The sequence below is a fragment of the Escherichia sp. MOD1-EC6819 genome, assembly GCF_002965765.1.
In the GTDB taxonomy this organism is placed as follows: domain Bacteria; phylum Pseudomonadota; class Gammaproteobacteria; order Enterobacterales; family Enterobacteriaceae; genus Escherichia; species Escherichia ruysiae.
In genome coordinates this window covers 319,195-343,209 of sequence record NZ_PTRG01000003.1, presented here as the reverse complement: position 1 = coordinate 343,209, position 24,015 = coordinate 319,195, and the positions used below count along the sequence as shown (strand labels likewise).

General features: G+C 51.0%; 29 protein-coding genes. 15 read left to right on the top strand and 14 right to left on the bottom strand.

What is annotated here, in order from left to right; genetic code table 11:
• Window positions 1–510: 510 nt before the first annotated feature.
• The 4 genes from A7Z06_RS05545 to mtgA all read left to right on the top strand — a co-directional run bounded on the left by A7Z06_RS05545 (window position 511) and on the right by mtgA (window position 5,480).
• Window positions 511–1,440 carry a TIGR01212 family radical SAM protein gene (locus A7Z06_RS05545; RefSeq protein WP_024165162.1) on the top strand — a complete coding sequence of 310 codons (930 nt, stop codon included), beginning with the start codon at window positions 511–513 and terminating at the stop codon, window positions 1,438–1,440.
• A gap of 95 nt (window positions 1,441–1,535) precedes the next feature.
• Entirely contained in the window at window positions 1,536–3,872 is a 2,337-nt protein-coding gene (arcB, locus tag A7Z06_RS05540) for an aerobic respiration two-component sensor histidine kinase ArcB (protein WP_000809801.1), read from the top strand.
• 229 nt (window positions 3,873–4,101) lie between these two features.
• Window positions 4,102–4,755, top strand: a complete 654-nt coding sequence (gene elbB, locus A7Z06_RS05535; protein ID WP_010346520.1) for an isoprenoid biosynthesis glyoxalase ElbB — start codon at window positions 4,102–4,104, stop codon at window positions 4,753–4,755.
• Window positions 4,752–5,480 (top strand): monofunctional biosynthetic peptidoglycan transglycosylase, encoded by a 729-nt coding sequence (gene mtgA, locus A7Z06_RS05530; RefSeq protein WP_000047057.1) that lies wholly within the window; start codon window positions 4,752–4,754, stop codon window positions 5,478–5,480. Before elbB ends, mtgA begins: the two co-directional genes overlap by 4 nt.
• On the opposite strand, the gene yrbL is transcribed toward mtgA, so the two are convergent.
• The 12 genes from yrbL to A7Z06_RS05470 form a co-directional block, all read right to left on the bottom strand.
• Window positions 5,477–6,109, bottom strand: a complete 633-nt coding sequence (gene yrbL, locus A7Z06_RS05525; RefSeq protein ID WP_000620414.1) for a PhoP regulatory network protein YrbL — start codon at window positions 6,107–6,109, stop codon at window positions 5,477–5,479. The genes mtgA and yrbL overlap by 4 nt on opposite strands.
• Before the next feature lie 223 nt (window positions 6,110–6,332).
• On the bottom strand, window positions 6,333–6,605 hold the full coding sequence (npr, locus tag A7Z06_RS05520; protein WP_000216792.1) for a PTS phosphocarrier protein NPr: 273 nt from the start codon (window positions 6,603–6,605) through the stop codon (window positions 6,333–6,335).
• Window positions 6,602–7,456 (bottom strand): RNase adapter RapZ, encoded by an 855-nt coding sequence (gene rapZ, locus A7Z06_RS05515; protein ID WP_000243741.1) that lies wholly within the window; start codon window positions 7,454–7,456, stop codon window positions 6,602–6,604. Before rapZ ends, npr begins: the two co-directional genes overlap by 4 nt.
• Window positions 7,457–7,501: 45 nt before the next feature.
• The gene (gene ptsN / locus A7Z06_RS05510) at window positions 7,502–7,993 is read right to left on the bottom strand and encodes a PTS IIA-like nitrogen regulatory protein PtsN (RefSeq protein ID WP_000183676.1); all 492 of its coding nucleotides are present in this window, start codon (window positions 7,991–7,993) and stop codon (window positions 7,502–7,504) included.
• Window positions 7,994–8,110: 117 nt separating this feature from the next.
• Complete coding sequence (hpf, locus tag A7Z06_RS05505) at window positions 8,111–8,398, bottom strand: ribosome hibernation promoting factor (protein WP_001176602.1); 288 nt, start codon at window positions 8,396–8,398, stop codon at window positions 8,111–8,113.
• Between the two features lie 22 nt (window positions 8,399–8,420).
• Window positions 8,421–9,854, bottom strand: a complete 1,434-nt coding sequence (rpoN, locus tag A7Z06_RS05500) for an RNA polymerase factor sigma-54 (RefSeq protein ID WP_000809028.1) — start codon at window positions 9,852–9,854, stop codon at window positions 8,421–8,423.
• Between the two features lie 47 nt (window positions 9,855–9,901).
• Complete coding sequence (gene lptB, locus A7Z06_RS05495; RefSeq protein ID WP_000224099.1) at window positions 9,902–10,627, bottom strand: LPS export ABC transporter ATP-binding protein; 726 nt, start codon at window positions 10,625–10,627, stop codon at window positions 9,902–9,904.
• 6 nt (window positions 10,628–10,633) lie between these two features.
• Window positions 10,634–11,191 (bottom strand): lipopolysaccharide ABC transporter substrate-binding protein LptA, encoded by a 558-nt coding sequence (gene lptA, locus A7Z06_RS05490; RefSeq protein ID WP_000669785.1) that lies wholly within the window; start codon window positions 11,189–11,191, stop codon window positions 10,634–10,636.
• The gene (lptC, locus tag A7Z06_RS05485) at window positions 11,160–11,735 is read right to left on the bottom strand and encodes an LPS export ABC transporter periplasmic protein LptC (RefSeq protein ID WP_000030542.1); all 576 of its coding nucleotides are present in this window, start codon (window positions 11,733–11,735) and stop codon (window positions 11,160–11,162) included. Before lptC ends, lptA begins: the two co-directional genes overlap by 32 nt.
• Entirely contained in the window at window positions 11,732–12,298 is a 567-nt protein-coding gene (kdsC, locus tag A7Z06_RS05480; RefSeq protein ID WP_001030165.1) for a 3-deoxy-manno-octulosonate-8-phosphatase KdsC, read from the bottom strand. Before kdsC ends, lptC begins: the two co-directional genes overlap by 4 nt.
• 20 nt (window positions 12,299–12,318) lie before the next feature.
• Window positions 12,319–13,305 carry an arabinose-5-phosphate isomerase KdsD gene (kdsD, locus tag A7Z06_RS05475; protein ID WP_010346512.1) on the bottom strand — a complete coding sequence of 329 codons (987 nt, stop codon included), beginning with the start codon at window positions 13,303–13,305 and terminating at the stop codon, window positions 12,319–12,321.
• Window positions 13,306–13,318: 13 nt separating this feature from the next.
• Window positions 13,319–14,296 carry a calcium/sodium antiporter gene (locus A7Z06_RS05470; RefSeq protein ID WP_000922894.1) on the bottom strand — a complete coding sequence of 326 codons (978 nt, stop codon included), beginning with the start codon at window positions 14,294–14,296 and terminating at the stop codon, window positions 13,319–13,321.
• Window positions 14,297–14,504: 208 nt separating this feature from the next.
• Between A7Z06_RS05470 and mlaF the strand changes: the two genes are divergently transcribed.
• From mlaF to murA, 7 genes are all read left to right on the top strand, one after another.
• Entirely contained in the window at window positions 14,505–15,314 is an 810-nt protein-coding gene (gene mlaF, locus A7Z06_RS05465; RefSeq protein WP_000438245.1) for a phospholipid ABC transporter ATP-binding protein MlaF, read from the top strand.
• Between the two features lie 7 nt (window positions 15,315–15,321).
• Complete coding sequence (mlaE, locus tag A7Z06_RS05460; RefSeq protein WP_000925792.1) at window positions 15,322–16,104, top strand: lipid asymmetry maintenance ABC transporter permease subunit MlaE; 783 nt, start codon at window positions 15,322–15,324, stop codon at window positions 16,102–16,104.
• A 4-nt stretch (window positions 16,105–16,108) separates the two neighbouring features.
• Window positions 16,109–16,660 carry an outer membrane lipid asymmetry maintenance protein MlaD gene (mlaD, locus tag A7Z06_RS05455; protein ID WP_016159478.1) on the top strand — a complete coding sequence of 184 codons (552 nt, stop codon included), beginning with the start codon at window positions 16,109–16,111 and terminating at the stop codon, window positions 16,658–16,660.
• A gap of 18 nt (window positions 16,661–16,678) precedes the next feature.
• Window positions 16,679–17,314, top strand: coding sequence for a phospholipid-binding protein MlaC (gene mlaC, locus A7Z06_RS05450; RefSeq protein ID WP_000476479.1), 636 nt, complete (start codon window positions 16,679–16,681; stop codon window positions 17,312–17,314).
• Window positions 17,314–17,607 carry a lipid asymmetry maintenance protein MlaB gene (gene mlaB, locus A7Z06_RS05445; protein WP_000004491.1) on the top strand — a complete coding sequence of 98 codons (294 nt, stop codon included), beginning with the start codon at window positions 17,314–17,316 and terminating at the stop codon, window positions 17,605–17,607. The genes mlaC and mlaB overlap by 1 nt, the downstream gene beginning before the upstream one ends.
• 159 nt (window positions 17,608–17,766) lie before the next feature.
• Window positions 17,767–18,021, top strand: a complete 255-nt coding sequence (gene ibaG, locus A7Z06_RS05440; protein WP_010346509.1) for a BolA family iron metabolism protein IbaG — start codon at window positions 17,767–17,769, stop codon at window positions 18,019–18,021.
• A gap of 54 nt (window positions 18,022–18,075) precedes the next feature.
• The gene (murA, locus tag A7Z06_RS05435) at window positions 18,076–19,335 is read left to right on the top strand and encodes a UDP-N-acetylglucosamine 1-carboxyvinyltransferase (RefSeq protein WP_000357262.1); all 1,260 of its coding nucleotides are present in this window, start codon (window positions 18,076–18,078) and stop codon (window positions 19,333–19,335) included.
• A gap of 47 nt (window positions 19,336–19,382) precedes the next feature.
• Here the strand turns inward: murA and sfsB are convergent, their stop codons facing one another.
• Window positions 19,383–19,661, bottom strand: coding sequence for a DNA-binding transcriptional regulator SfsB (gene sfsB / locus A7Z06_RS05430; protein WP_000445413.1), 279 nt, complete (start codon window positions 19,659–19,661; stop codon window positions 19,383–19,385).
• Window positions 19,662–19,887: 226 nt separating this feature from the next.
• On the bottom strand, window positions 19,888–20,859 hold the full coding sequence (ispB, locus tag A7Z06_RS05425) for an octaprenyl diphosphate synthase (protein ID WP_010346507.1): 972 nt from the start codon (window positions 20,857–20,859) through the stop codon (window positions 19,888–19,890).
• Between the two features lie 258 nt (window positions 20,860–21,117).
• Between ispB and rplU the strand changes: the two genes are divergently transcribed.
• From rplU to cgtA, 4 genes are all read left to right on the top strand, one after another.
• Window positions 21,118–21,429: a 50S ribosomal protein L21 gene (gene rplU / locus A7Z06_RS05420; RefSeq protein ID WP_000271401.1), complete on the top strand. Its 312-nt coding sequence runs from the start codon at window positions 21,118–21,120 to the stop codon at window positions 21,427–21,429.
• 20 nt (window positions 21,430–21,449) lie between these two features.
• Window positions 21,450–21,707 (top strand): 50S ribosomal protein L27, encoded by a 258-nt coding sequence (gene rpmA / locus A7Z06_RS05415; RefSeq protein ID WP_000940596.1) that lies wholly within the window; start codon window positions 21,450–21,452, stop codon window positions 21,705–21,707.
• A 126-nt stretch (window positions 21,708–21,833) separates the two neighbouring features.
• Window positions 21,834–22,799 (top strand): DMT family transporter, encoded by a 966-nt coding sequence (locus tag A7Z06_RS05410; protein ID WP_000813014.1) that lies wholly within the window; start codon window positions 21,834–21,836, stop codon window positions 22,797–22,799.
• 15 nt (window positions 22,800–22,814) lie between these two features.
• The gene (gene cgtA, locus A7Z06_RS05405) at window positions 22,815–23,987 is read left to right on the top strand and encodes an Obg family GTPase CgtA (RefSeq protein ID WP_000673562.1); all 1,173 of its coding nucleotides are present in this window, start codon (window positions 22,815–22,817) and stop codon (window positions 23,985–23,987) included.
• Window positions 23,988–24,015 lie beyond the last annotated feature (28 nt).

Here is a 24,015-nt window from a genome sequence, read left to right as displayed (position 1 = left end):
TACTGCATAAATATGATGAGCAGGCTGCTCATCCAGAAAGCTTCCAGCGGATTTCCAACTTATCGGGAAAGCTGATACAGGTCAAATGGCAAGCTTATTGCTCTGGAAATGTGCTTTAGCGCAAAATTCTTTGTTAATTTATTGAATTTAAACTAAATTTGTTATTCTTAATTAATGGAAAGAGAAAAAGGAAAACGTTGAGTGCCTGACTACTTTAGCGGCGAGTTAACCCTTATCCTGCCTTGAATTGACGTTTGAAGCAGTGTTTTATACTGTCTTAAGAGGAAAAGGCATTTCATGCTACTGTTTTTGTTTAAAATCCATTAGCGGATAAAAAAATCCGACGCAAGATAAGCAAAAGTAATTTATGTGCTATTGCATTAAATTTCAGTAATTGTGATTTATTATGCAGTTGGTATAAGCAGGTCGGGACGATTGATCCAGGTCATCGCCGAATTGAGCTAAAAATGGCAGGCTTTGGCCTCTTTTCAAGGCGCGGTCTATCAGATTATGCAGTTACAGAAATTAGTCAATATGTTTGGTGGGGATCTTACCCGTCGTTACGGGCAAAAGGTGCATAAACTGACGCTGCATGGCGGTTTTAGCTGCCCGAATCGTGACGGAACCATCGGACGCGGCGGATGCACATTCTGTAATGTTGCTTCGTTTGCCGACGAAGCGCAGCAACACCGCTCCATTGCTGAACAGCTGGCGCATCAGGCGAATCTGGTTAACCGTGCGAAACGCTATCTGGCCTACTTTCAGGCTTATACCAGCACCTTTGCGGAAGTTCAGGTGCTGCGTTCCATGTATCAACAGGCGGTGAGCCAGGCCAATATTGTCGGTTTGTGTGTTGGTACGCGCCCGGACTGCGTGCCGGATGCGGTGTTGGATCTGCTTTGTGAATATAAAGACCAGGGCTACGAAGTGTGGCTGGAGCTGGGGCTGCAAACCGCGCACGACAAAACGCTGCATCGCATCAATCGCGGACATGATTTTGCCTGCTATCAGCGCACGACCCAGCTGGCGCGTCAGCGTGGGCTTAAGGTGTGTTCTCACTTAATTGTCGGCCTGCCTGGCGAAGGGCAAGCGGAATGTTTGCAAACACTGGAGAGAGTGGTTGAAACCGGCGTGGACGGCATCAAGCTTCATCCCCTGCATATCGTGAAAGGCAGCATTATGGCGAAAGCCTGGGAAGCGGGACGTTTGAACGGTATTGAACTGGACGATTACACGCTGACGGCGGGAGAGATGATTCGCCATACGCCACCGGAAGTTATCTACCACCGCATTTCCGCCAGCGCCCGTCGCCCGACGTTACTTGCTCCGCTGTGGTGTGAAAATCGCTGGACGGGTATGGTCGAGCTGGATCGCTATCTGAATGAACATGGCGTACAGGGATCGGCGCTGGGACGTCCGTGGCTACCTCCAACGGCGTAGGCCATTGAGGGGAATTCCGCATTTCTCACACAATTTATAACGTAACTGTCAGAATTGGGTATTATTGGGGCAGGTTGTCGTGAAGGAATTCCCTAATGAAGCAAATTCGTCTGCTGGCGCAGTATTATGTTGACCTGATGATGAAGTTAGGTCTGGTGCGCTTCTCAATGTTGCTGGCGCTGGCTCTTGTCGTTCTCGCCATTGTGGTGCAAATGGCGGTGACCATGGTGCTGCATGGTCAGGTCGAAAGTATTGATGTTATTCGTTCTATCTTCTTTGGTCTGCTGATTACGCCGTGGGCGGTCTACTTTCTTTCGGTGGTCGTCGAGCAACTGGAGGAGTCACGACAACGTCTGTCACGGCTGGTGCAAAAACTGGAGGAGATGCGCGAGCGCGATCTGAGCCTCAACGTTCAGTTAAAAGACAATATTACCCAGCTTAATCAGGAAATCGCCGTTCGTGAAAAAGCTGAAGCTGAATTGCAGGAAACCTTCGGTCAGCTGAAAATTGAAATCAAAGAGCGTGAAGAGACACAAATTCAGCTCGAACAGCAATCCTCTTTTTTACGTTCCTTCCTTGACGCCTCTCCAGATCTGGTTTTTTACCGTAACGAAGATAAAGAGTTTTCCGGCTGTAACCGTGCAATGGAATTGCTAACCGGGAAGAGCGAAAAACAACTGGTTCACCTGAAACCTGCTGATGTTTACTCGCCGGAAGCCGCCGCGAAAGTTATTGAAACCGATGAGAAAGTGTTTCGTCATAATGTGTCACTGACTTATGAACAGTGGCTGGATTATCCGGACGGACGCAAAGCCTGCTTTGAAATCCGTAAAGTGCCGTACTACGACCGTGTGGGTAAACGGCATGGTTTGATGGGCTTTGGTCGCGACATTACCGAGCGTAAGCGGTATCAGGATGCGCTCGAACGCGCCAGCCGCGATAAAACGACGTTTATTTCCACCATCAGTCACGAATTGCGTACACCTCTGAACGGTATCGTTGGTTTAAGCCGCATTCTGCTGGATACGGAACTCACTGCTGAGCAGGAAAAATATCTCAAAACCATCCATGTTTCCGCAGTCACTTTGGGGAATATTTTTAACGATATTATCGACATGGATAAGATGGAGCGCCGCAAGGTTCAGCTTGATAATCAGCCGGTTGATTTCACCAGCTTCCTTGCCGATCTGGAAAATCTTTCCGCATTGCAGGCGCAACAAAAAGGGCTGCGCTTTAATCTGGAACCGACGCTACCATTACCGCATCAGGTCATTACCGACGGTACGCGTTTACGGCAGATCCTGTGGAATCTCATCAGTAACGCCGTCAAATTTACCCAGCAAGGTCAGGTTACCGTGCGCGTGCGCTACGATGAAGGCGACATGCTGCATTTTGAAGTGGAAGACTCAGGCATCGGCATTCCGCAGGATGAGCTGGATAAAATTTTTGCTATGTATTACCAGGTGAAAGACAGTCACGGCGGTAAACCTGCCACCGGCACCGGCATTGGTCTGGCCGTTTCTCGTCGGCTGGCGAAAAATATGGGCGGCGATATTACTGTTACCAGCGAACAGGGCAAAGGTTCAACCTTTAGGTTGACGATCCACGCACCGTCGGTGGCAGAAGAGGTCGATGATGCGTTTGATGAAGACGATATGCCTTTACCGGCACTAAATGTGCTGCTGGTGGAAGACATTGAACTGAACGTTATTGTCGCGCGTTCTGTACTGGAAAAATTAGGTAACAGCGTTGATGTAGCAATGACCGGCAAGGCGGCGCTGGAGATGTTTAAGCCGGGCGAATACGACCTGGTATTGCTGGATATTCAGTTGCCAGATATGACCGGGTTGGATATCTCTCGTGAACTGACGAAGCGTTATCCGCGCGAAGATTTACCGCCGCTGGTGGCTTTAACTGCCAATGTGCTGAAAGATAAACAGGAGTACCTCAATGCTGGAATGGATGATGTGCTGAGTAAGCCGCTTTCCGTACCGGCGCTAACCGCGATGATCAAGAAATTCTGGGATACCCCGGATGATGAGGAGAGCACGGTGACGACAGAAGAGAACAGCAAATCTGAAGCATTACTCGATATTCCCATGCTGGAACAGTATCTCGAACTTGTAGGGCCGAAGTTGATTACCGACGGGTTAGCGGTGTTTGAGAAGATGATGCCGGGCTATGTCAGCGTGCTGGAATCGAATCTGACGGCGCAGGATAAAAAAGGCATCGTCGAGGAAGGGCATAAAATTAAAGGCGCGGCGGGTTCAGTGGGGTTACGCCATCTACAACAGTTGGGTCAGCAAATTCAGTCTCCCGACCTTCCTGCGTGGGAAGATAACGTAGGTGAATGGATTGAAGAGATGAAAGAAGAGTGGCGTCATGACGTAGACGTGCTGAAAGCGTGGGTGGCAAAAGCCACTAAAAAATGACCCCGGCTAGACCGGGGTGCGCGAATACTGCGCCAACACCAGGGAAATCTTGGCTGCGCCGTAAATTATTATGATGAGTTACAAGGGCACAGCACTGTTTTTCAGGCCGCACGCAGTTAAGATAGCAAATCTTAAATGATTTGTTACATGAATCAGTTAAATGTGTGATGCGTAGCATTTTTATTAAAAAGATTAATGTGTTTCAGTCAGTTGCGAAAGGATGATCACAATGAAGAAAATTGGCGTAGTTCTGAGCGGGTGCGGCGTTTATGACGGTTCCGAAATTCATGAAGCTGTGTTGACGTTACTGGCGATATCGCGTAGCGGCGCGCAGGCGGTCTGCTTTGCACCGGATAAGCAGCAGGTTGACGTTATCAACCATTTAACCGGCGAGGCGATGACGGAATCGCGCAATGTGCTGATTGAAGCCGCGCGTATTGCGCGTGGTGAGATCCGTCCTCTGGCTCAGGCCGATGCTGCCGAACTGGATGCGTTGATTGTGCCTGGTGGCTTTGGTGCGGCGAAGAATTTAAGCAATTTTGCCAGCCTTGGCAGTGAATGCACTGTTGAGCGTGAATTAAAGGCGCTGGCGCAAGCGATGCATCAGGCCGGTAAACCGCTTGGTTTTATGTGTATTGCCCCGGCGATGCTGCCGAAAATTTTCGATTTCCCACTGCGTTTGACCATCGGTACTGATATCGATACCGCAGAAGTGCTGGAAGAGATGGGCGCAGAGCATGTACCGTGTCCGGTCGATGATATCGTGGTTGATGAAGACAATAAGATTGTCACTACACCGGCTTATATGTTGGCACAGAACATTGCGGAAGCGGCGAACGGCATTGATAAGCTGGTTTCCCGCGTGCTGGTTCTGGCTGAATGAGTAAAAGCCGCTTAACGGCGTTCGGTTTCGTTCGTCGTTTTCTTCTGCGGTTAGTGGTTGTCCTCGCCGTTTTATGGGGCGGGGGCATCGCGTTGTTTAGCATAGCGCCTGTCCCGTTCTCAGCGGTGATGGTCGAGCGACAGGTCAGTGCCTGGCTGCATGGCAATTTTCGTTACGTGGCGCATTCTGACTGGGTCAGTATGGATCAAATCTCGCCGTGGATGGGGCTGGCAGTGATTGCCGCAGAAGATCAGAAATTCCCTGAGCACTGGGGCTTTGATGTCGCTTCCATTGAGAAAGCCCTGGCGCACAACGAGCGCAATGAAAATCGTATTCGCGGCGCATCAACGATTTCTCAGCAGACAGCCAAAAATCTCTTTTTATGGGATGGGCGTAGCTGGATACGTAAAGGGCTGGAAGCAGGTCTGACATTGGGGATAGAAACGGTCTGGAGCAAAAAGCGTATCCTGACGGTTTACCTGAATATCGCCGAATTTGGCGATGGTGTGTTTGGTGTTGAAGCCGCAGCGCAACGCTATTTCCACAAACCCGCGAGCAAACTCACTCAGTCGGAGGCTGCCTTACTGGCAGCGGTACTTCCGAACCCACTACGCTTTAAAGATTCCGCACCGTCAGGCTACGTGCGTAGCCGTCAGGCGTGGATTTTACGGCAGATACATCAGTTGGGCGGTGAGTCGTTTATGCGACAACACCAGCTGGATTAAGCTTCGCGCGAGGTGAGGGTGAGTTTCTTGTTCTCACTGAGTTGTGCGCCTTTCTTCAGGGCGACCGATAACGCGGGTTGAGCGATAAAACGTTGCCACAAACGCTCTTGCTTACGTAGACAACACCACTTCGACCAGGTCGCCAGCGGAATCCACGTGCTTTCACCAATGTTGTCACAGACGACGGGAATGATTTCTGACTCGCTGATGCGGTGGCAAAGAATATTCTGCGGCTTCAGCGACATCGTCACGATGCGGTTATCCTGCAAATAACGCTTCAGCTGCTTCAGTAACTGACGCAACTGAGCAACATCTTCTTCGTAACGGCATTGTCCAGCAAATTCGGTCAATGTAATAGACGGCTTGCCATCAAAATCGGCAATGACATCGTAGACATAACCGGTTCCACAATCCGTCTCAACCGTACCGTGATAGCGTGGAATACCGCTCCAGTCTTTCAAACGACGACCAAGGTGCGCATAGTACTTTAACTCACGGCGGATCTCTTTATCACCACCGTCGCCACGGTGGTAGACAATCTTGATACAGCGTTGGGCATCTTCCGGATGCGCGTAACATTTCCGATGTCTTCCGGTGCCCAGGGGACTTTGTTCAGATAAGCGAATCATGCCATCTCCTGGAAATATTTTCTGACAATCTCCAGTATGAGGACTTAACTTAAACAAAACCTAAACAGGACTTTTTAAGGTTTTCTTAAGGTTTTGTTCGTACAGAAAAGAGCACAAAATGTACAAGTCGCGAAAAATGAGGACATTTTCCGCTTGTACTTTTTTCACCCCTACGGGCTGAAGGTGTATATCTGGGGGGAATTAAGCGTCAGGGTTATGAAGATTAATCTTCATCGAAACCAGAGTTAAAGAGGGCGATAACGGCGGCCAGTGCTTCCACTTCCTGTGGACCGGTCGCTTCGACTTCAATCTGCCGTCCTTTGGCTGAGTCCAGCATCAGCAGCGCAATAACGCTGTTCGCTTCAGCCTCGGTGCCTTCGTCATTACGTAACAGCACTTCAGCGTCAAAACCCTGCATTAATTCAAAGAGTTTCATGGCAGGCCGGGCATGCATGCCCAGCTTGTTTGTGATTTCAACAGTTTGCTTGACGGTCATGGTTTACGTTTTTCCAGCGTACGATGGCGTGACTGGACGTTTTTACCGCGCGAGCGGAAGTAGTCTGCCAGCTGTTCTGCAATATACACCGAACGGTGCTTCCCGCCGGTACAACCAATGGCGACCGTCAGGTAGCTACGGTTGTTGGTTTCCAGCATAGGTAACCATAGTTCAAGGTAGCTTCGCGTCTGGTAGATAAAATTGTGTACTTCTGTGTGGCGGTCGAGGAACGCGGCGACAGGTTTATCAAGACCTGTCATTGGACGCAGTTTCGGATCCCAGTGCGGGTTCGGCAAGAAGCGCACATCAAAGACGTAATCGGCATCGATAGGGATACCGTGTTTGAAGCCGAAGGACTCAAAGACCATCGTCAGTTCACGCTCGCGTTTACCCAGCAAACGGGTACGCAACATTTCTGCTAACTCGTGAACGGACATTTCTGAGGTATCGACAATCAAATCTGCCCGCGAACGCAGTGGCTCCAGCAGATCGCTTTCTTTGTCGATAGCACTTTCCAGCGACAGGTTCTTGCTGGAGAGCGGATGCAGACGGCGCGTATCGCTGTAACGACGAATCAGGGTGTTACGATCAGCATCCAGGAACAGCAGTTGCGGTGAGAAAGCATCAGGCAGGTTACTCATCGCCTGTTCGAATATTTCTGGTGACTCCGGCATATTACGAACATCAATGCTGACGGCGGCAGAAATCTCGCGATCGGCGAGCGTGCGAGCCAGATCGGGTAACAGCACTACGGGAAGGTTATCCACGCAGTAAAAACCCATATCTTCCAGCGCACGCAGGGCGACAGATTTACCTGAGCCTGAACGTCCGCTGACGATCATCAGTACCATGTACTGTTTCTCCTCACAACGTCTAAAAGAGACATTACAGAATAACTACGCTTCATCCGGAGTACCTTCGGTATCCGTAATGATTTGATACAGCTCTTCATCACTCTGGGCTGCACGTAAACGGCGGCAGATGGTTTTGTCCGCCAGACGTTTCGCCACCAGCGAAAGAGTATGCAGGTGCGTTTTAGTTTGGTCAGCCGGCACCAGCAGGGCAAAAAGTAAATCCACCGGTTGGTTGTCGATGGCATCGAAAGCTATAGGCGTTTCGAGCTGAACGAAAACACCAACGGCACGCAGAGTATCTTCTTCCAGTTTGCCATGCGGAATGGCAATGCCATTACCGATACCGGTACTGCCCATTTTTTCCCGCGTCAGAATAGCTTCAAAAACCACCTGAGGCGGCAGGCTGAGTTGTTTCGCAGCCAGTTCGCTGATAATTTCCAGTGCACGTTTTTTGCTCTGACAGTGGACGCGGCTTCGCGTACATTCCCTGTTAAGAACACTGCTAAGCTGTAGAGTTGTATCATTATTTGTCATAATTTCACCTAAGAACCTGACCACTCAAATCGTGGGACAGGTTCGGAGCATTAACTGTACAAATGGCCCGTTGTGTCGCACAACAGGCCGCCATGCACTTGCTAATTGCCCGGACAATTAGTGTTGTTTCAATTTATCTTTATGCTTGGTCAACTGGCGTGCCAGCTTATCAATTAAGCCATCAATGGCAGCATACATGTCCTGACCTTCCGCGCTGGCATGAATTTCGCCACCGTTTACATGCAGTGTTGCATCTGAGGTATGGGTGACTTTCTCCACTTTCAGAACAACATAGACCTGGTTGATTCGGTCAAAATATTGCTCAAGTTTGGCAAATTTTGATGTGACAAATTCGCGCAGGGCCTCGGTGATCTCGACGTTATTTCCGGTAATGTTGAGCTGCATAGTGTCTTCCTTATCGGTTGGGTCAAACGAGCTGTTTACGCTGGTTTGACGGCGGAATGGATAAAGACTCTCGGTATTTCGCAACAGTGCGGCGTGCCACCATGATACCTTGTTCCGACAGCAAAGAGGTTAACTTGCTGTCGCTCAACGGTTTCGCTGGGTTTTCCGCCGCGATTAATTTCTTCACCAGCGCACGAATCGCCGTGGACGAGGCTTCGCCGCCGCCCTCGGTATTGACGTGACTGGAGAAAAAATACTTCAGTTCAAAAATGCCTCGTGGACTATGCAGGTACTTTTGCGTGGTCACGCGAGATATCGTCGATTCATGCATTTCGACGGCCTGGGCGATGTCGGCCAGTACCATCGGTTTCATATATTCTTCGCCTTGCTCAAAGAAGGCTTGCTGCTGTTCAACAATACAGCGACTCACGCGCAGTAGCGTATCGTTACGGCTTTCCAGACTCTTAATCAACCATTTGGCATCCTGCAGATTGCTGCGGATAAACTGGCTGTCGCCATCGTTACGTGTGTTATTGCACATCGAGGCGTAGTGCTGGTTGATTTGCAGACGCGGAATGCTGTCGCTGTTGAGTTCCACCGTCCAGTGGCCGTTATGCTTACGCACCAACACATCTGGAATGACATATTCCGGCTCACCGGTCTGGATCGACTGACCGGGGCGTGGATCGAGCGACTGGATCAGATTGACGGCTTCTTTCAGCACATCTTCTTTCAGACGCGTGACGCGCATTAAAGTGCGGAAGTCGTGATTGGCTAACAGATCGAGATAATCGCTAATGATCAGCCTGGCCTCTTCCAGCCACGGCGTGGTCTTATCGAATTGGGAGAGTTGGATCAGCAGGCAGTCACGCAGATCTTTCGCCGCCACACCGACCGGATCAAACCGTTGGATCCGCTTAAGGACCGCTTCAACTTCATCGATGTCGATCTCTTCATCGCCCATGCTTTCGAGAATATCTTCCAGTGGGACGGTGAGATAACCGGTATCATCAACGGCATCAACGATAGAGGTAGCAATAGCGCGGTCAGTGTCGGAAAACGGTGTCAGCTCGACCTGCCACATCAGGTAATCCTGCAAGGTCTGCGTCGTTTCGCCTTGATAGACCGGCAGTTCGTCGTCAATGTAGTCACCGCTGGTGCCGGACGGCGTACCGGCTGTATAGATGGTGTCCCAACTGGCGTCGAGCGGCAGCTCTTCCGGCATCTCTTTTTGTTCGAGCGCGTCAGCGGTGTCCAGCGTTTCGCTGTCTGGCGTTTCGTGAGTGTCGATTTCATCATGAGTGTCGATTTGCTCAAGCAGTGGATTACTCTCCAGCGCCTGCTGCAGCTCCTGTTGAAGTTCCAGCGTGGACAGCTGCAACAGACGAATTGCCTGTTGTAGCTGAGGCGTCATCGCCAGTTGCTGACTAAGCCTGAGTTGCAAACCTTGCTTCATGTTCAGAATCGTACTCTCCTGCTAAAACGTCGCGAGCTTCTACCCTATCAGAGTCTGAAGTCTTCCCCAAGGTATACACGCTTAACGTGTTCGTCTTGTAAGATTTCTGTAGGTGTGCCGTGGGCGATCAAATGCCCCTGACTAACGATATAAGCGCGTTCACAAACTGCCAGTGTTTCACGCACGTTATGGTCGGTGATCAGCACACCCAGGCCGCTGTCGCGCAGGTGCTCAATGATGCGTTTGATGTCGATAACCGAGATCGGGTCAACCCCGGCAAACGGTTCATCAAGCAGAATAAATTTCGGATTCGCAGCCAGTGCGCGGGCAATTTCTACACGGCGACGTTCACCACCGGAGAGCGATTGCCCCATGCTGTCACGCAGGTGCTCAATGTGAAACTCTTCCATCAGCTCGTTCGCACGGTCTTCACGTTGTTCAGCAGACAAATCGTCACGAATTTGCAGTACCGCCATCAGGTTATCGTAAACGCTGAGGCGGCGGAAAATGGAGGCTTCCTGCGGCAGATAGCCGATACCACGGCGCGCGCGCGCGTGTAATGGCAGCAGGCTGATATCGTCATCATCAATAATGATGTTGCCTGCATCGCGCGGCACAATGCCAACAACCATGTAGAAAGTGGTGGTCTTACCGGCACCGTTTGGCCCCAGCAGACCAACAATTTCCCCGGAGTTGACGGTCAGACTGACGTCTTCCACCACGCGGCGACCCTTGTAGGCTTTTGCAAGGTTCTTTGCTGTTAATGTTGCCATAACGAATTAATTACCTTTCTTCTGCGCCGGGGTCTGGCCTTTGTTGTTTTTATCCTGCAACTGCGACGGCACCAGAACGGTGGTTACGCGCTTACCTTTATCGCTGAAGGCCTGCATTTTCTGCTCTTTCACCAGGTATGTGATCTTATCGCCCTTTATATTGCTATCGACCTGCTGCAGATAAGCATTACCGGTCAGAACGACAAAATCTTTCGCCAGTTCGTAATGCATCTGGGAAGCGTGACCTTCGACAGGTTTACCGTTGTCCTGCATTTGATAGAACGTCGCTGGCTTACCGTAGCCATCGATCACTTCTTTGCCCTGCTCGCCGCCCGGGCGGGTAACGACCACTTTATCGGCATTAATTTTGATGGTGCCCTGGGTAACGATGACGTTACCCGTGAAGGTGACTACGTTGCCTTGCATATCAAGAGATTGCTGATCCGACTCAATGTGAATCGGCTGGTCAGTGTCTCCGGTAACGGCAAATGCCGGAATACTGGCGGCCAGAAGAGAGCTGGCAAGCACAAGATTAAGGCTGAGTTTGTTTGTTTTGAATTTCATAGGATGTTCTAACCTTTTCAATCAGCTCGGCGTTCTTGCTGCGTAAGTTGCCGCGCATTTTCAGACCGCTGGAGTTAAATGTTGTTCCGTATAACGTGACGAGGTCTTCAGAGGTAACATCCTGCGTCACCAGATTGATCTGCGCGTTATCCGTCGTGATTCTGCGAAGTTGAGAGTCCGGCACGAGTGCGTTGACTTCAACGTGTCCATATAAATAGAGCATCCGATCATTAGTCAGCTTGGCTTTATCCGCTTTTACGGACCATGTCGGGATTTTATCCTTATCAAACGTAGTAAGTACCGGTTGCGTAAACCACGAAACGGCCTGATCGGAATAATATTCAACGTGTTGAGCAATCAATCGATAGCTTAGCGCCCCTTCTGGGTTATAGACGAGCGTGTCCGTATGCTCGCTTTTATAGGTGGGATCATTGTTGTTGACGACCACCTGGGCGGTATCGTCTTTCTCGGTCATGTTAATGCCGATCATCACCAGAACCGCCAGTGATAGCACAATGATAACCCAACGTCTGGCTTTACTCATATCGATTGCCCTTTGGCTTCATCCAGTTTGCCCTGCGCCAGGAGTAATAAGTCGCAAACTTCACGCACTGCGCCGCGACCGCCAGCAATGCGAGTCACGTAATCGGCGCGCGGGAGCAACAGCGGATGCGCATCGGCCACGGCTACGCTTAGGCCCACTTTTTCCATTACCGGCCAGTCGATGAGATCATCCCCAACGTAAGCCACGTTTTCCGGGGCGATCGCCAGTTTTTCCAGCAGATCGCTAAAGGCGATAAGTTTATTCGACTGCCCCTGATACAAGTGAGTAATCCCCAATGTGGCACAGCGATCTTCTACCAGTTTAGCCTTTCGCCCGGTAATGATGGCGACTTCAATATCAGAGGTGAGCGCACAACGAATGCCATAACCATCACGAACATTGAACGCTTTAAGTTCTTCGCCGTTGTTGCCCATATAAATCAGGCCATCTGACAGCACGCCATCGACGTCAAGGATCAGCAGACGAATATTTTCTGCTTTTGCCATAACGTCGGCACTGACAGGGCCGTAACAGGTCTCAAGTGACGCACCTGCTTTATTCATTGTTGTTTATCCTTGAATCTTTACACTACGCCAGCACGCAGTAAATCATGCATATGTAACACACCGAGTAAATGGTCGCCATCGGCAACCATTACGGAGGTGATATGGCGGGACTGCATTAAGTTCAGTGCCTCAACGGCCAGAATGCCAGGGCGTACGCGAATTCCCCCCGGCGTCATCACATCGGCAATACTTAATTGACGGACATCCACGCCCATATCGAAGACACGGCGTAAATCACCGTCGGTAAAGATGCCTTCAATCATCATATTGTCATCGCAAATGACGGTCATACCAAGATTTTTGCGGGTAACTTCCAGTAATGCATCGCGCAGGCTGGCGGTTTTTTTGACATGCGGGATTTCATCACCCGTATGCATAATATCGTTTACGCGCAGCAGAAGTTTACGACCCAGTGCGCCGCCGGGATGTGAGAGCGCAAAATCTTCGGCGGTAAAGCCGCGCGCTTTTAACAGAGCGACGGCGAGCGCATCGCCCATAACCAGCGTGGCGGTGGTGCTGCTGGTCGGGGCCAGCCCCAACGGGCAGGCTTCTTTTGCTACTTTAACACACAGATGCACATCTGCGGCACGAGCCATGCTGCTCTCCGGGCGACCGGTAATGCAGATTAACGGCACGTGAAGACGCTTAAGCACCGGAATCAAGGCATTGATTTCGCTGGATTCACCAGAGTTAGAGATAGCTATTACCACATCCTGCGGGGTGACCATGCCTAAATCGCCATGCGCGGCTTCGCCAGGATGGACGAAAAATGACGGAGTACCGGTGCTGGCAAAGGTCGCGGCCATTTTGCGTCCAATGTGTCCCGATTTGCCCATCCCCATAACCACGACTTTACCTTTACACCAAAACATCTTTTCGCAAGCGAGCGCGAAATTCTGATTGATGTATTGATCAAGCTCCGCCAGGCATTCACGTTCAATCGCCAGGACTTCTTTACCTGCTTGCTGAAAGTCAAAACCCGGTTGCAACTCTACGTGCGACATAATGCGTTTCCAGTTATTCAACGAGTATTGGCGATAACCAGTACAACATCGCCAGCCATACGATAAATCCGCCTGTTAATAATACCCCTACGCCACGGCCCGGTTGCGGGGAGCGTCGCCAGCACAGCAACGCAAAAATAATGCTTACCAACAACATCACGCTGTAGTCACGGCTGTACGCCAGTGGGTTAATCTCCCCTGGCGTAATCAGCGCCGGCAGACCCAGCACGATGACGATATTAAAAATATTCGCGCCAATGATATTACCGACGGCGATGTCGTTTTCACCTTTGCGAACACCGGCTATCGCGGTTGCCAGTTCCGGCAGACTCGTGCCGATAGCGATTGCCGTCAGACCAATAGTCAATTCGCTGATGGCAAAGTAATTCGCCAGAACGGTGGCGTTATCAATCACCATCCGCGTTGCCACTGGCATGATGATCAGCGCAATGCCAAGCCATAAAAATGCGACGGGTAAACCGCCTTCACGCGGTAGCTCTGCAAGCTGCTCTCTGGTCAGGCTATCGGTTCCCTGACGTTCGGCCTGATGTGCAAGTTTAACAATGAACAGCAGCCATAGCACAGCCAGAAAAAGGAGAAAGATACCATCGCTGCGGCTAAGTTGTCCGTCATAGAGTACGGAACCGGCCACCACGCTGACGAATAACATTAATGGTAACTCGCGGCGCAGAACATCGGAATGGACGGTAAAAGGGCGCACCAGTGCGGTCAGACCGAGGATCAGCAAGATATTGATAATGTTTGAGCCAAGCGCCGTACCGACGGCTAAATCGCGTTGTTCGTGCAGTGACGCGGCAAGCGAAACAATAATCTCAGGAAGCGACGTGCCAATACTGACCACAGTCATGCCAATGATCAGCGGTGGGATGCCAAAAGTGCGGCAAAGAATGGAAGCGGCAAATACCAGACGATCGGCACTGTATACGACCAAAAGTAAACCAACAATTAACAGTGCCGTAGCTAAAAGCATCTAACGTCCTTTCTTCAGGTATACTCGCCGGTCGCTGAAGATTCTCAGAAAGCCGTAACGGATTCTTAATTTTGACTTTATGCGGCTAAAAAGTAAAACAAATGCCAGCTTTAGCTAACCACGGCGGGTAATATTCTGTAAATATGTTGGGTTCAAGGTTAAATTGAGCACCATGCTTAGAAAATCAACGCAAGACGAAGGGTGAATTATGGAGCAGTCTGTGGCGAATTTAGTCGATATGCGCGATGTCAGTTTTACGCGTGGCAATCGCTGCATCTTCGATAATATTTCCCTGACCGTGCCGCGAGGGAAGATCACGGCAATCATGGGGCCATCGGGCATCGGTAAAACGACGCTACTCCGTCTGATTGGCGGGCAAATCGCACCAGATCACGGTGAGATCCTTTTTGATGGCGAGAATATTCCGGCGATGTCTCGTTCGCGCCTGTACACTGTGCGCAAACGGATGAGCATGTTGTTTCAGTCCGGGGCGTTGTTCACAGATATGAACGTATTTGACAACGTTGCCTATCCACTGCGCGAACATACCCAGCTCCCCGCGCCATTGTTGCATAGCACGGTGATGATGAAGCTGGAAGCCGTGGGGCTGCGTGGAGCGGCTAAACTGATGCCTTCTGAGCTTTCCGGCGGGATGGCTCGTCGCGCTGCACTGGCGCGTGCGATTGCCCTGGAGCCGGATCTCATCATGTTTGATGAACCGTTTGTTGGGCAGGATCCGATCACTATGGGCGTACTGGTGAAGCTGATTTCTGAGCTGAACAGCGCGTTGGGCGTGACCTGCGTGGTAGTTTCTCATGATGTGCCGGAAGTCTTAAGTATTGCGGATCACGCCTGGATTCTGGCGGATAAAAAAATTGTCGCTCACGGTAGCGCCCAGGCGTTGCAGGCGAATCCTGATCCGCGCGTACGTCAGTTTCTGGACGGGATAGCTGACGGACCTGTTCCGTTCCGCTATCCTGCCGGCGATTATCACGCTGATCTTTTACCAGGGAGTTAAGCCACTCATGCTGTTAAATGCGCTGGCCTCGCTTGGACATAAAGGGATTAAAACCCTGAGAACGTTCGGACGGGCCGGGTTAATGTTATTCAATGCGCTGGTCGGCAAACCGGAATTTCGTAAACATGCGCCGCTGCTGGTGCGTCAGCTCTATAATGTCGGCGTCCTGTCAATGCTGATTATTGTGGTTTCTGGCGTATTCATCGGAATGGTGCTGGGTCTGCAAGGTTATCTGGTTCTGACCACTTATAGTGCGGAAACCAGTCTGGGTATGCTGGTGGCGTTATCGCTACTGCGTGAACTGGGACCGGTGGTTGCTGCGTTGCTGTTTGCCGGTCGAGCCGGCTCGGCGTTAACCGCAGAAATCGGCTTGATGCGCGCCACAGAGCAGCTCTCCAGCATGGAGATGATGGCGGTCGATCCGCTGCGTCGGGTTATTTCTCCGCGTTTCTGGGCTGGGGTTATTTCATTGCCGTTGCTGACGATTATTTTCGTCGCCGTGGGGATCTGGGGCGGATCGCTGGTCGGCGTGAGCTGGAAAGGTATTGATAGCGGATTCTTCTGGTCGGCAATGCAAAATGCCGTCGACTGGCGTATGGATCTGGTCAACTGTCTGATTAAGAGCGTGGTGTTCGCTATTACGGTGACGTGGATTTCGTTGTTTAACGGCTACGACGCCATCCCGACTTCTGCCGGGATTAGCCGGGCAACCACTCGCACCGTTGTCCACTCGTCTCTGGCTGTTCTGGGGCTGGATTTTGTGCTGACCGCATTGATGTTTGGGAATTGAGTTCATGCAAACGAAAAAAAATGAAATTTGGGTGGGTATCTTTTTATTAGCAGCACTGCTGGCGGCGCTGTTTGTCTGCCTGAAGGCGGCAAACGTGACGTCCATACGTACTGAACCGACCTACACGCTTTATGCGACGTTCGATAACATTGGCGGCCTGAAAGCGCGCTCTCCGGTCAGCATTGGCGGCGTTGTCGTCGGTCGGGTGGCAGATATTACGCTGGATCCGAAAACCTATTTGCCGCGCGTGACGCTGGAAATTGAACAACGTTATAACCACATTCCTGACACCAGTTCGCTGAGCATTCGTACTTCCGGCCTGCTTGGAGAGCAATATCTGGCGTTAAACGTCGGTTTTGAAGACCCCGAACTGGGTACTGCTATCCTGAAGGATGGCGATTCGATTCAGGACACCAAGTCTGCGATGGTGCTGGAAGATCTCATTGGTCAGTTCCTTTACGGCAGTAAAGGCGATGACAATAAGAATAGTGGCGATGCGCCAGCTGCTGCGCCAGGTAATAATGAAACCACTGAACCTGTGGGTACAACGAAATAATTTCAGGAGAACCGACGCATGTTTAAACGTTTAATGATGGTCGCTTTGCTGGTGATTGCACCGCTGAGTGCGGCAACTGCGGCAGACCAAACCAATCCGTATAAGCTGATGGACGAGGCGGCGCAGAAAACGTTCGATCGCCTGAAGAATGAGCAACCGCAAATCCGGGCCAACCCGGATTACCTGCGTACTATCGTCGATCAGGAACTGCTGCCGTATGTGCAGGTGAAATACGCTGGTGCACTGGTACTGGGTCAGTATTACAAGGGCGCGACCCCAGCCCAACGTGATGCATACTTTGCCGCTTTCCGTGAGTACCTGAAGCAGGCTTATGGTCAGGCGCTGGCGATGTATCACGGGCAGACTTACCAGATTGCGCCAGAACAGCCGCTGGGTGATAAAACCATTGTGCCTATTCGCGTTACTATTATTGATCCGAATGGTCGCCCGCCGGTGCGTCTGGACTTCCAGTGGCGTAAAAACTCCCAGACTGGCAACTGGCAGGCTTACGACATGATTGCCGAAGGCGTCAGCATGATCACCACTAAACAAAACGAGTGGGGAACGCTGCTGCGTACCAAAGGTATTGACGGCCTGACCGCGCAACTGAAATCAATTTCTCAACAGAAAATCACTCTGGAAGAGAAAAAATAATGAGCGAGTCACTGAGCTGGGTGCAGACGGGCAACACTCTGGTATTAACCGGAGAGTTGGATCAAGACGTACTGCTACCGCTTTGGGAAGTGCGTGAAGAAGCGGTGAAGGGAATTACCTGCATCGATCTTAGCCGCGTGTCCCGCGTCGATACTGGTGGACTGGCGCTGCTGCTCCACCTTATCGATCTGGCGAAAAAGCAGGGCAACAGCGTGACGCTTCAGGGGGTAAACGATAAGGTGTATACCCTGGCAAAGTTGTATAATTTGCCGTCTGATGTCCTGCCTCGTTAAATTTTTTCAGGCTGGATAAGGCGTTAACCGCCTGTCCGGCAAATCCGCCTGCAAGTCGAGCCTTGTTTGATTTATCAGCAAGGCTTTTTGCTTATTTATGCCAGCGCAACTTTGCTCTAAGATGTTTTGCTGGTTTATTAACTGATGAATGAAGATCCCATGGAAAATAATGAAATTCAGAGCGTGCTGATGAACGCTCTCTCCCTCCAGGAAGTCCACGTTTCCGGCGATGGCAGCCACTTTCAGGTTATTGCCGTGGGTGAGATGTTTGATGGCATGAGCCGGGTTAAAAAACAGCAGACGGTTTATGGTCCGCTGATGGAATATATTGCGGATAACCGCATTCATGCTGTGTCGATCAAAGCGTATACCCCTACGGAGTGGGCGCGAGATCGCAAACTGAACGGCTTTTGAGCTATGGGCGATTTGCCGGTAGCGGATATGAATTGTTAACTGAGAACAAACTAAATGGATAAATTTCGTGTTCAGGGGCCAACGAAGCTCCAGGGCGAAGTCACAATTTCCGGCGCTAAAAATGCTGCTCTGCCTATCCTTTTTGCCGCACTACTGGCGGAAGAACCGGTAGAGATCCAGAACGTACCGAAACTGAAAGACGTTGATACGTCAATGAAGCTGCTAAGCCAGCTGGGTGCGAAAGTAGAACGTAATGGTTCTGTGCATATTGACGCCCGCGACGTTAATGTATTCTGCGCACCTTATGATTTAGTCAAAACCATGCGAGCCTCTATCTGGGCGCTGGGGCCGCTGGTGGCACGTTTCGGTCAGGGACAGGTTTCGCTGCCAGGCGGTTGTACGATTGGTGCGCGTCCGGTTGATTTGCATATTTCCGGGCTTGAGCAATTAGGCGCGACGATCAAACTGGAAGAAGGTTACGTAAAAGCTTCCGTCGATGGGCGTCTGAAAGGCGCGCATATCGTGATGGATAAAGTCAGCGTCGGCGCAACCGTGACCATCATGTGTGCTGCAACCCTGGCGGAAGGCACCACGATTATTGAAAACGCCGCGCGTGAACCGGAAATTGTCGATACCGCGAACTTCCTGATTACGCTGGGCGCGAAAATTAGCGGTCAGGGCACCGATCGTATCGTCATCGAAGGTGTGGAACGTTTAGGCGGCGGTGTCTATCGCGTGCTGCCGGATCGCATCGAAACCGGCACGTTCCTGGTGGCAGCGGCAATCTCTCGCGGCAAAATTATCTGCCGTAACGCCCAGCCAGATACTCTTGACGCTGTGCTGGCGAAACTGCGTGACGCAGGAGCGGACATTGAAGTAGGTGAGGACTGGATTAGCCTGGATATGCATGGCAAACGTCCGAAGGCCGTTAATGTCCGCACTGCGCCGCATCCGGCGTTCCCGACCGATATGCAGGCTCAGTTCACGCTGCTGAACCTGGTGGCAGAAGGCACCGGATTCATCACCGAAACGGTCTTTGAGAACCGCTTTATGCACGTGCCAGAGCTGAGCCGTATGGGCGCGCAAGCCGAGATTGAAAGCAATACCGTTATTTGTCACGGTGTCGAAAAACTTTCCGGCGCACAGGTCATGGCGACCGATCTGCGTGCATCAGCAAGTCTGGTGCTGGCTGGCTGTATTGCGGAAGGGACTACGGTTGTTGATCGTATTTATCACATCGATCGCGGCTACGAACGCATTGAAGACAAATTGCGTGCATTAGGTGCGAATATCGAGCGTGTGAAAGGCGAGTAATCGTCTGAAAGCTGGCAGCCCCGTTCGCGGGGCTACCGCCAGACCACTCATTTTTTCGGTTTAGTGTAGCTGCGCATTAACTGCGTTCTGTCGATAAACTCATGGGTCTGCGGATCATGGTAGCGTGATGGCCATATAACCCAGGGGTCAGTACCCAGGGCTTTCGCAATAATCATCTCTCCCTTTGGCCATGGACGCGATAATGCATTTGCCAGCGTCGAGGAACTCAAACCATTTCTGCGAGATTCCGCCGCCATTGACGTTCCCTTCTTGCGCAAACCCGCAATGATGTCAGCGGGATGCCAGTCAATGAAATTACTCTCCATCTTGCCTCACTCCTTAAGTTAGTCGCTTTCATTCAGAACATGTGTTCTATCGAGCATCACTATACTCCTGATGGCGCATTGCTCTAAAAAGTTCATGTAAATAGTGTGAAGATTCAGAATATATAAAGACAAACAGCTGATTATTCAGATGGTATTGCACTGAATAAGTGTTTTTATGGAACTTACTGGAGTTATCCCGCGCAATGCGCGGGATAAAGGGAAGGAATTAACGATCGCGTTGAACCGCGATATGTGCAAGGCCGATTAACGCCTCTCGCCACGGGGTATCCGGGAGTATCTGTAACGCTTCGATGGCTTTGTCTGCCTCTTCCTCGGCACGCTGACGCGTCCATTCAAGAGATCCACACGCGTTCATTGCTTCCAGAACTGGTTCCAGAAGATGACGCCCGTTGCCTTGCTCAATAGCAGTACGGATCATTTGCGCCTGCTCCGGTGTACCATTATGCATCGCATGTAGCAGCGGCAGCGTCGGTTTACCTTCGTTCAGATCGTCCCCGACGTTTTTACCTAACTGTTCACCATCGGCGCTGTAATCGAGCAAATCGTCGATGAGCTGAAAAGCGGTGCCGAGGTAACGTCCATAATCCTGCAGGCCTTTTTCCTCTTCCGGTGTACATCCTGCCAGAATCCCGGAACACTGCGCAGCAGCCTCAAACAGACGTGCAGTTTTGCTGTAGATAACGCGCATGTAGTTTTCTTCGGTGATATCCGGGTCGTTAACGTTCATCAGTTGCAGAACTTCACCTTCTGCAATGACGTTTACGGCTTCGGACATCACTTCCAGCACTTTGAGCGAGCCGAGGCTGGTCATCATCTGGAACGCGCGGGTGTAAATAAAATCGCCTACCAGCACGCTGGCGGCATTGCCAAACGCGGCGTTGGCGGTAGCTTTACCACGGCGCATATCTGATTCATCCACAACGTCGTCGTGTAGCAGAGTCGCTGTGTGGATAAACTCGATCAGAGCGGCAATGGTGACATGCGCATTTCCCTCATAGCCAACAGCTCGTGCAGCCAGTACAGCAATCATCGGACGAATACGTTTACCGCCGCCGCTGACGATGTAATAGCCTAACTGATTGATCAGTTGGACGTCGGAATTAAGCTGCTCAAGGATTGCCGCATTAACACCCGCCATATCTTGCGCGGTTAACTCATTGATTTTTTCTAAATTCATCGCAAAAGCCGGGCTTTTCGCCCCGATTACCTTACTGTGAACAAAGGCAACTTAGGGTTTATGGTTAGGAATATAGGGTGATTGTACTGAAAAAATGGCACAGATAAACGTTACCGTACAAGTTGTGTTTTTTTTCTTCGTGTATTGACTGTAGCACTTGTCAAAGGCGTGCGTTTTGCGTAATATTCGCGCCCTATTGTGAATATTTATAGCGCACTCTGAATCATTGAAAAGGTGTGCGCGGAAGCGGAGTTTTATATGTACGCGGTTTTCCAAAGTGGTGGTAAACAACACCGAGTAAGCGAAGGTCAGACCGTTCGCCTGGAAAAGCTGGACATCGCAACTGGCGAAACTGTTGAGTTCGCTGAAGTGCTGATGATCGCAAACGGTGAAGAAGTCAAAATCGGCGTTCCTTTCGTTGATGGCGGCGTAATCAAAGCTGAAGTTGTTGCTCACGGTCGTGGCGAGAAAGTTAAAATCGTTAAGTTTCGTCGTCGTAAACACTATCGTAAGCAGCAGGGCCATCGTCAGTGGTTCACTGATGTGAAAATTACTGGCATCAGCGCCTAAGACCTGAGGAGAGATTTCAAATGGCACATAAAAAGGCTGGCGGCTCCACACGTAACGGTCGCGATTCAGAAGCTAAACGCCTGGGCGTTAAGCGTTTCGGTGGCGAATCCGTTCTGGCGGGTAGCATCATCGTTCGTCAACGTGGCACCAAATTCCACGCTGGCACTAACGTAGGTTGCGGTCGTGACCACACTCTGTTTGCTAAAGCAGACGGTAAAGTGAAATTCGAAGTTAAAGGCCCGAAAAACCGTAAATTTATCAGCATCGAAGCTGAATAAGTTTTTCGCGTCCCGGTAACGGATGAAAGCCCCGCAACACGTTGCGGGGCTTTTTACATTCGATAGCCGGTAAAAATGCGCATCGTGCGGCGTTAATCCGCAAATGCGTTTTGCAGGGAATACGGTATGAAGCAGCAGGCAGGCATTGGCATTCTTTTGGCGCTCACCACAGCAATTTGCTGGGGGGCGTTGCCAATCGCAATGAAGCAGGTGCTGGAGGTGATGGAACCTCCGACAATTGTGTTTTACCGTTTCTTGATGGCGAGTATTGGCCTTGGTGCCATTCTTGCGGTGAAGAAGAAGCTGCCGCCATTACGCGTGTTTCGTAAGCCACGCTGGTTGATTTTGTTGGCAGTGGCGACTGCCGGGCTGTTTGGGAACTTCATCCTGTTCAGCTCATCCTTGCAATACCTGAGTCCGACCGCCTCGCAGGTGATTGGGCAACTCTCGCCGGTTGGCATGATGGTTGCCAGCGTATTTATCCTGAAAGAGAAAATGCGCAGCACCCAGGTTGTGGGAGCATTGATGCTCCTGAGCGGCCTGGTGATGTTCTTTAACACCAGTCTGGTCGAGATATTTACAAAGCTCACCGATTACACCTGGGGAGTTATCTTTGGGGTCGGTGCGGCGACGGTTTGGGTGAGTTATGGCGTGGCGCAAAAGGTTTTATTGCGTCGGCTGGCCTCACCGCAGATCCTGTTTTTACTGTACACTTTATGTACAATTGCGCTCTTCCCTCTGGCAAAGCCTGGGGTGATAGCGCAGCTTAGCCACTGGCAGCTCGCATGTTTAATTTTTTGCGGACTGAATACATTGGTAGGATATGGCGCCCTGGCGGAAGCGATGGCTCGCTGGCAGGCAGCGCAGGTGAGCGCGATAATCACGCTCACCCCACTGTTTACGCTGTTTTTTTCAGATCTTTTATCACTGGCCTGGCCCGATTTCTTCGCCAGACCGATGTTAAACCTTTTAGGTTATCTCGGTGCGTTTGTCGTGGTTGCGGGCGCGATGTATTCCGCCATTGGTCATCGTATTTGGGGCGGATTACGTAAGCATACAACGGTGGTATCGCAACCCCGCGCAGGCGAATGATTTACGGAGAATAAAATGAAGTTTGTTGATGAAGCATCGATTCTGGTCGTTGCAGGTGATGGCGGTAATGGTTGCGTGAGCTTCCGCCGCGAAAAATATATTCCGAAAGGCGGCCCGGATGGCGGCGACGGTGGTGACGGCGGTGACGTATGGATGGAAGCCGACGAGAACCTGAATACGCTTATCGATTATCGTTTTGAAAAATCTTTCCGCGCCGAGCGTGGTCAGAATGGCGCAAGCCGCGACTGCACCGGTAAGCGTGGTAAAGACGTGACGATTAAAGTACCAGTAGGTACGCGTGTTATCGATCAGGGCACCGGTGAAACCATGGGCGATATGACCAAACACGGTCAGCGTCTGCTGGTTGCTAAGGGCGGCTGGCACGGTCTGGGCAATACTCGTTTCAAATCGTCCGTTAACCGTACACCACGGCAGAAAACCAACGGTACGCCGGGCGATAAGCGCGAGCTGCTGCTGGAGCTGATGCTGCTGGCGGACGTCGGGATGCTGGGGATGCCAAATGCTGGTAAATCGACATTCATTCGCGCTGTTTCGGCGGCTAAACCGAAAGTAGCGGACTATCCGTTTACCACTCTGGTGCCAAGTCTGGGTGTGGTACGAATGGACAACGAAAAGAGCTTCGTTGTTGCCGATATTCCAGGGCTGATTGAAGGCGCTGCGGAAGGCGCAGGTCTGGGGATTCGCTTCCTGAAGCACCTGGAACGTTGCCGCGTCCTGTTGCACCTTATCGATATCGATCCGATTGACGGCACCGATCCGGTTGAAAACGCGCGTATTATTATCAGCGAGCTGGAAAAATACAGTCAGGATCTGGCGGCGAAACCGCGTTGGTTAGTCTTCAACAAGATCGATCTGCTGGATAAAGCGGAAGCCGAAGAGAAAGCGAAAGCGATCGCTGAGGCACTGGGCTGGGAAGATAAATATTATCTGATCTCTGCGGCAAGCGGACTGGGCGTGAAAGATCTCTGCTGGGATGTGATGACCTTTATCATTGAAAACCCGGTCGTGCAGGCCGAAGAAACGAAACAGCCAGAGAAAGTCGAATTCATGTGGGATGATTATCACCGTCAGCAGCTTGAAGAAATTGCTGAAGAGGATGATGAAGACTGGGATGACGACTGGGACGAAGACGACGAAGAAGGCGTTGAGTTCATTTACAAGCGTTAATTACTGATGACAAACGCCAAATAGCCTG